Raw genomic sequence first — 6,137 nt, 5'->3', positions numbered from 1 at the left:
TCTTCAAGCGTTGAGCCGTATCCGCGGATGCCTATATCAGCGGTGTGCTCGTAGTGCTCCCATTCCCTCATCTCAGTCACCTCCAAGGAGTATTGAGTTTAAACCTTCCTCGATCGCCGCTCGATGGAGCCTCTTGCCAGCGGTATAGAAGCTCTCCACCCCTACGTACTTTGCCGAGACCATCTGAAGGGCATCGGCTTGGTACAAGTGGTATTTCTCGATCAGCTTCCAGGCGTCCGCCAGGATCAGGGAGTGAACAGGGACGACCTCCAGGACGCCCAGTCTCGTGAACCGCTTCACCTCCGCTAAAAAGCCTTTTTTCAGGAAGTCGAACTCATCTCTGCCGAGTTGGCCCCGTCTCAGCCTTTTATCGAGTGTGCCGATAACCTCTCCGATGTTCCAGAAGCTGAAGGCCAGCTTCACCTCCCCCCTGTAGGCGTCCCTGAATAGCTCCTTTACAACATCGCTGCCCTCTTCGTCCAGGTACCTCTTCAGAATCGCACTAGTATCCAAGTAAACGCTTCTCCCTGTCATCCCTCATCTCCCTCACGAGCTTCTCACTGCTCTCGCCTTTGACCTTCAGGGGTTCAAACCACAGGGGCACCCCCGAGTCGTCTACATCCTTCAAAACTTCGTTTATGAGGTAGTTCATCAGCGCCTCCTCAAGGAGCCTGCTGACCTCGCTCTTCTCCCTCTGGGCCAGCTCTTTAAACTCCTCCCACAGTTCTTCATCCAGATAAACGCTGGTCTTCACCTTCCCCATTGTACCACCATCGGTAATTACCTACATCAGCATATAAACCCATCGAAACCGTTAATTAGACCGGCATCGAAATGGTGGCGGTGGTGGCATGAGGGAGGTAACGCCGAGGAAGATAATCGGGATGAAGGGGAAGGAGAAGATAGCGATGGTAACGGCTTACGATTATCCTTCTGCGCTTTTAGCTGACAAAGCGGGGATGGACATAGTGTTCGTCGGCGATTCGGTAGGCATGGTGGTCTACGGGGAAGAAAACACCCTCAACGTCTCGATGGAGCAGATGGTCTTCCACACGAGGGCCGTTGCGAAGGCCGTAAAGAGGGCGCTCGTTTTAGCTGACATGCCCTTCGGGAGCTACGAGGTGAGCGTTGAAGAAGGTGTTAAGAACGCGGTTAAGCTGATCCAGGCCGGTGCGGACGCGGTCAAGATCGAGGGCGGCTACGACCACGAGAAGCTCGTGAGGAAGCTCGTTCGCATGGGTATTCCAGTGATGGGCCACACCGGTCTAACGCCGCAGCGCTACCTCCGCTTAGGGGGCTACCGCCTGATGGGCGAGAGTGAGGATGAGATCGAGGAGATTCTCCGGGATGCAAAGGCACTTGAGAAAGCCGGGGCCTTCGCTGTCGTCCTTGAGTTCACCTTAGCGGACGTTGCGAAGCTCGTCACCGAGGAGGTCTCGATCCCGACGATAGGCATAGGCTCCGGGCCGTGGGTTGACGGACAGGTCTTGGTGTGGCACGACCTCCTCGGGGTTTACGAGAACGTCCCGCCCTTCGTCAAGAGGTACGCAAACCTCGCTGGAATAATCCAGCTCGCCCTCGAAAACTACCGCGGGGAGGTAAAAGCAGGGGAGTTTCCGGGGAAGGAGCACTACTGGGAGTTCCTCGACAAAGACGACTTCAGGAGGAAGGCCGGGAGGGCCCTTGAGAGGTTGGGAAAGGAGTGAGGCAGGATAGAGCACGCACTTGGCTTAACCTTTAAAACCCTTCCACTGGACACGCCTTAGAGGTGGTCGCTATTCTGATAATAGGTCTCGATGTGATCGGCGAGAACCCCAAGAGGTTCGCCGTTGTGAGCTGGCTCAACGGGAGGCTTGAGAAGAGGGGTGAGTTCACGCTCTACAGGCTCATCCGCTTTGTGCAGTCCAAGCGGCCGGACATCGTCGCGATTGACAGCGTTACCGAGCTCGGCGGTGACATGAGAAAGTTCCTCCGCTCACTCCCACCGGGAACGAAGCTCGTCCAGGTCACGGGGCGGCCGGGGGAGCAGAGGAGCCTCCAGAGCCTTGCAAGGGAGCACGGGATAAGGACGAGCGACCGCTTCGATCCCTACGAGGAGGCCAAGCTTTCAGCGCTCCTCGCGAGCAAGGGCGTTGGCTACGAGGTCCTGGCTTTTGAGGACGAGGTCATAGTCAAGGTAACCCGCGGGAGGAGCCACGGCAAGGGCGGTTGGAGCCAGGATCGATATAGAAAGCGCGTACACAACCTCGTCAGGGACAAGGTGAGGGAGATTGAGGATCGGCTGAGGAGGGCAGAGGTGCCCTTCGACCTTGAGACCGAGGAGAGGGACTACGGCTTGGCGAGGGGCGAGTTCCGGGTTTACGCCTCCAGGGAAGAGTTGGCGGGGCTGATAAAACCTGTGCGCGGCGGGGACGTGGAGGTGAGGATCCAGCCAGTTGAGAGGGCGGAGCTGGGCTTTGCCCCGCTTAAGGGGGAAGAGGCAGTTAGGGAGAGGAGGAGCATAATAGTCGGCATAGACCCTGGGATAACGGTCGGGATAGCCGCCGTTGACCTGGACGGCCAGATACTCGCCCTCCACAGCCAGAGGAACATGCCCGTCGGGGAGGTCTTCAGGTTCATAAGCGAGATAGGACACCCGGTCGTGGTGGCGACGGACGTTTCCCCGGCCCCGGGCTTCGTTGAGAAGATAGCGCGCTCCTTCAAAGCCAACCTCTTCGTACCGAGGGAGAGCCTCAGGGTGGACGAGAAGAAGGAGCTCCTCAGGAACCTCGGGATAACCGTTGAGGACGACCACCAGAGGGACGCGCTGGCAGCAGCTTACAAAGCCTACCTCAGGATAAAGCCCAAACTGGAGCGCGTGGACGCGAAGTTGCGCGAGGCCGGCCTCTCAAAGAAGGCCGACGAGGTAAAGGCCCTCGTTATAGCGGGCTACAACCTCGGGGAGGCCATGCAGAAGGTTGCGGTTAGGGAGAGGCCGGAGGAGAAGCTTGAGGAGCCGGCGAAGGAGAGCGTTGATCTTGAGCCTTACATAAGGCGCATACGCGAGCTTGAGAGGAGAATAGAGTTCCTTGAGAGGGAGAACAGCGAGCTGAGGGAGGTCATCAAGGAGCAGAGAAAGACCATAGGGAAGCTTGAGAGAAAAATAGCGGACTACGATGAAGAGGTTCGCAGGGAGATCCTCCGCGAGAGGGAGCTTGAGGCAAAGGTGAAGCGCATCGGGATCCTTGAGAGACAGCTCAGGGAGGCCAAGGCGGTCATAGAAAGGCTGAGCAGGGATCTCGTTCAGGTCAAGAGGATGAACGTGGTTGAGATACGGGGTTCAGCTGTTCCCCTGAAGGTTCTCAAAACCCTGAGTTGGCGCGAGCTGGAGAGGATCGAGAGGGAGATAGGCCTTAAGAGGGGCGACGTCCTCTTCGTGATCAACCCGGCGGGGGCTGGAAAGGCCATAGCGGAGGAGCTCGTTGAAAAGGGCATAAAAGCCCTCATAACGGAGAGGCCGCTCCCCGGGCCCGTTAAAGAGGTTCTGAGGGAGGCGCACGTCCCCTTCTTCACCGGGCAGGAGCTCGACGTCAAGAGGGTTGACGAGTTTGCCGTTGTGGAGAGGGAGACTCTTGAGAGGGCCATAGGGGAACTCCTCTCCAGATGGGAGAAGGAGGATCGCGAGAGAGAAGCGGAGCGCTTCCTCAAGCTGGTGGAGGAGTACAGGATTGAGCGGGAGAGGGAGCTGAGGAGAAAGGCTGAGGAAGAGCTCGCCTCAAAGAGGAGGAAGGCCAGAACCGGTCACGTCTGAGAGGGCTTTCCTCAGGGCTTTGAGGTACTCCATCGTCCTCCTCGCCCCCTCGTCGGTTATCCTCACGGCAGTCCTCGGCCTGTCGGCGAAGACCTTGTAAACCTTCACATACCCGGCTTTCTCAAGGGCCCTGAGGTGGGAGTCGAGGTTCCCCGGGGTCAGCTCAAGCACGCTTAGGAGCTCCTTGAACAGAACCCTATCCCTGGGTAGGAGGTAGAGCATTACCGCGAGCCTCGTTGGATTTCCGAGGACGTGGTTCCTCGCGAGCTCCCTGAGGTTCATGCTATCACCGCTCTATGGCTTTGAAGGCCGAGTAGAGGTAGAGGAGCACCGTGAGGCCGTAGGAAAAGGCAACGACGAAGCCCGCCCACAGCATGGCCCCGTTCTCCATGTCCATCGCTACAGGTATCGCGAGGAGCGGAAGGAGGAACGACGGTATCATCTCGTAGTGCCCCCTACCAGCGCTCATCACGAACCACTGGCCGAGGAGTGAGAGGCCGAGGAATGTGAGGAAGCCGACTGCCAAGCGGGCCCCGGTGTTCACCCCGATGTTCGTCATATCAGGGATTACCCACCAGCCTATAATTGAACCGACTGCCCAGGACAGGCCTATCATCAGTGCCCCGAGTCTGCTCCCTCCCGAAGGGCCGGCAAGCCTCTCTATCCTCCCCCAGAGCTTTACGCTCACATAGATCCCAAAGGCTATGGCCGTTCCCCAGTAGGCCAGGCTCACGAGCGGGCTGACGCTCCCAATCCCCAGCAGAACAAAGAACAGGCTCATTGCAACGAGCCAGAAGGCGAAGTTCATGGCACCGTAGACGTTTGCCGCCGCTATAAGCTTCCCCTCCACCCTCTCAAGGGTCTCCTTAAGCTCCTTAACCTCCTCCATCCCCATCACCGGTTTAAAATGGGTTCCCTTCTATTTATAGCGTGGGGTTTCTCTGTGGTTCAGAGCAAGTGTTAAATACACCCTCACATATTAATACATGGGTGACTTAGGTGGACCTTCTCTCCAGCGGGATTCCGCTGCTCGACGACGCCCTCGGTGGAGGCCTCCTCAAGGACAGCAACCTGCTCATAATCTACGATACATACTCCAACGGCTGGACGCTTGCCTTTGAGATCCTGAGGAACAGGATTGAAGAGGGGGACTTCGGCGTCATCATCAACTCCGTGATGCCCTACACGCCGCTGAAGATGGAGCTCAACCTGATAAACTTCGATTTAGAGGGGGAGGGAAAGGCCGGAAACCTCGCGATAGTTGACGTCTTCTCCTCGCTCTACCACGTCAGCTATTCCCTCGATTTCGTCTACGTTGACACCAGCATGGACACCTCGACCTTCCTGCCCAAGTACACGGCCCTCTACAGGAAGCTGCTGGAGGAAAAAATAAGGGGGAGGAGGCCGATCGGCATTGACTTTACGATAGACGGCCTGGCCTTCCTATTTGGCGAGGAGGCCTTCGTGAAGATGTTCCAGAACCTCATCGCCCTCAAGGAGAAGGCGAGGGTCAGTGAGAGCAGGAAAAGGCCGGTCAACATCTTCCTGATGAACAAAGGGCTCTCCTCAGAGGGCCTCATCTCATGGGTTGCCCTCTACAGCCAGTACGTGATAGAGTTCTGCTCATCAGCGGAGTCCCCCAAAGAGAAGATGCTCATAAGGAAGTCCCCACTCCCGGACTTCAAACCTAAGGAGGGCGGCTACCGCTTCAGGATAGACCACGGAAGGGTTGTCATAGAATAGCTATCCCCCAGCCCTCGAACGCCTCAGGAACTCCATGAAGCGCTCTATCTCTCTTGGATTTCCCCGTATCAGAACCCGGTTGAGGGGTATGCCGTTCCTCTCGATCTTTTTGAGGAGAACTAACTCAACCACTATTCTCTTCCTCTCGCGGATTTCTTCGAGCTCTTCGATGGGAACCGGCGTTTCAACAACCCTCAAGGAGAAACCTCCACAGCGGGACGATTTCAATTCCATCAACTTTTTTCTCCGTGTCCCAAGTTATCAGCACCGCCTTTTCCCAGCGGAAGAGCCTCTTTGCCTTTTTCAGGGCCTTCAGCTCACGTTCCATCGTTTCGGGATTTGAAACGTCGTAGCTAACCTGGATCAGTGTCTCCTCATCTGGCAGGACAAAGTCAACCCCCCAGCTATCTCCTGTGGCGTAGTTCACCTCTTTTCCCCTTCTGAGGAGTTCGATGAATACCGTGTTCTCCATGAGCCTTCCAAAGTTCTCGCTGAACTTTATGCTGAGGAATGTTAGAAATGAACTGTCAACGAAGTACACTTTTTTGGGATGCTGGATTCTCAGCTTGACTTTCGGAGAATAGACCTCAACAGGAAACGCGAA

9 protein-coding genes and 1 pseudogene are annotated in these 6,137 nt (G+C 56.6%); 3 read left to right on the top strand and 7 right to left on the bottom strand.

Going from position 1 to position 6,137, the window contains the following annotated elements; translation table 11 throughout:
* The 3 genes and pseudogenes from MVB78_RS05010 to MVB78_RS05000 all read right to left on the bottom strand — a co-directional run.
* A pseudogene (locus tag MVB78_RS05010) lies at positions 1-71 on the bottom strand (archease); the annotation flags it as partial.
* Between the two features lies 1 nt (position 72).
* The gene (locus MVB78_RS05005) at positions 73-534 is read right to left on the bottom strand and encodes a type II toxin-antitoxin system VapC family toxin (RefSeq protein WP_297488692.1); all 462 of its coding nucleotides are present in this window, start codon (positions 532-534) and stop codon (positions 73-75) included.
* Positions 503-763 carry a ribbon-helix-helix protein, CopG family gene (locus tag MVB78_RS05000; protein ID WP_297065500.1) on the bottom strand — a complete coding sequence of 87 codons (261 nt, stop codon included), beginning with the start codon at positions 761-763 and terminating at the stop codon, positions 503-505. The genes MVB78_RS05005 and MVB78_RS05000 overlap by 32 nt, the downstream gene beginning before the upstream one ends.
* A gap of 88 nt (positions 764-851) precedes the next feature.
* Here MVB78_RS05000 and panB point away from each other — a divergent pair, with 88 nt between their 5' ends.
* Both panB and MVB78_RS04990 read left to right on the top strand, forming a co-directional pair.
* Positions 852-1,706 carry a 3-methyl-2-oxobutanoate hydroxymethyltransferase gene (gene panB, locus MVB78_RS04995; RefSeq protein ID WP_297488689.1) on the top strand — a complete coding sequence of 285 codons (855 nt, stop codon included), beginning with the start codon at positions 852-854 and terminating at the stop codon, positions 1,704-1,706.
* 62 nt (positions 1,707-1,768) lie between these two features.
* A complete protein-coding gene (locus tag MVB78_RS04990; protein WP_297488686.1) occupies positions 1,769-3,790 on the top strand; it encodes a DUF460 domain-containing protein in 2,022 nt (673 codons plus the stop codon).
* Here MVB78_RS04990 and MVB78_RS04985 read toward each other — a convergent pair.
* Both MVB78_RS04985 and MVB78_RS04980 read right to left on the bottom strand, forming a co-directional pair.
* A complete protein-coding gene (locus MVB78_RS04985; RefSeq protein WP_297488684.1) occupies positions 3,755-4,072 on the bottom strand; it encodes a transcriptional regulator in 318 nt (105 codons plus the stop codon). The two genes, MVB78_RS04990 and MVB78_RS04985, sit on opposite strands and share 36 nt — an antisense overlap.
* A gap of 4 nt (positions 4,073-4,076) precedes the next feature.
* Positions 4,077-4,685 carry a hypothetical protein gene (locus MVB78_RS04980; protein ID WP_297488681.1) on the bottom strand — a complete coding sequence of 203 codons (609 nt, stop codon included), beginning with the start codon at positions 4,683-4,685 and terminating at the stop codon, positions 4,077-4,079.
* A gap of 104 nt (positions 4,686-4,789) precedes the next feature.
* On the opposite strand from MVB78_RS04980, the gene MVB78_RS04975 reads away from it, so the two are divergent.
* Positions 4,790-5,533 carry a hypothetical protein gene (locus MVB78_RS04975; RefSeq protein ID WP_297488679.1) on the top strand — a complete coding sequence of 248 codons (744 nt, stop codon included), beginning with the start codon at positions 4,790-4,792 and terminating at the stop codon, positions 5,531-5,533.
* Here MVB78_RS04975 and MVB78_RS04970 read toward each other — a convergent pair whose 3' ends face one another.
* Together MVB78_RS04970 and MVB78_RS04965 are read right to left on the bottom strand one after the other, a co-directional pair.
* Positions 5,534-5,731: a TIGR04140 family protein gene (locus MVB78_RS04970; protein ID WP_297488676.1), complete on the bottom strand. Its 198-nt coding sequence runs from the start codon at positions 5,729-5,731 to the stop codon at positions 5,534-5,536.
* Positions 5,718-6,137 (bottom strand): DUF4143 domain-containing protein (locus tag MVB78_RS04965; RefSeq protein WP_367270994.1); only part of this gene is annotated, 420 nt, incomplete at its 5' end. The genes MVB78_RS04965 and MVB78_RS04970, both read right to left, overlap by 14 nt.

This window comes from Thermococcus sp. (genome assembly GCF_026991495.1).
GTDB lineage: Archaea > Methanobacteriota_B > Thermococci > Thermococcales > Thermococcaceae > Thermococcus.
The sequence above is the reverse complement of the archived record's forward strand: the minus strand, read 5'-3'. Positions and strand labels throughout refer to the sequence as shown.

What these genes read in the sequence shown, in the direction of transcription:
- MVB78_RS05005 (WP_297488692.1), bottom strand. Translation starts at nt 534, where the DNA reads ATGACAGGGAGAAGCGTTTACTTGGATACTAGTGCGATTCTGAAGAGG.
- MVB78_RS05000 (WP_297065500.1), bottom strand. Translation starts at nt 763, where the DNA reads ATGGGGAAGGTGAAGACCAGCGTTTATCTGGATGAAGAACTGTGGGAG.
- panB (WP_297488689.1), top strand. Translation starts at nt 852, where the DNA reads ATGAGGGAGGTAACGCCGAGGAAGATAATCGGGATGAAGGGGAAGGAG.
- MVB78_RS04985 (WP_297488684.1), bottom strand. Translation starts at nt 4,072, where the DNA reads ATGAACCTCAGGGAGCTCGCGAGGAACCACGTCCTCGGAAATCCAACG.
- MVB78_RS04980 (WP_297488681.1), bottom strand. Translation starts at nt 4,685, where the DNA reads ATGGGGATGGAGGAGGTTAAGGAGCTTAAGGAGACCCTTGAGAGGGTG.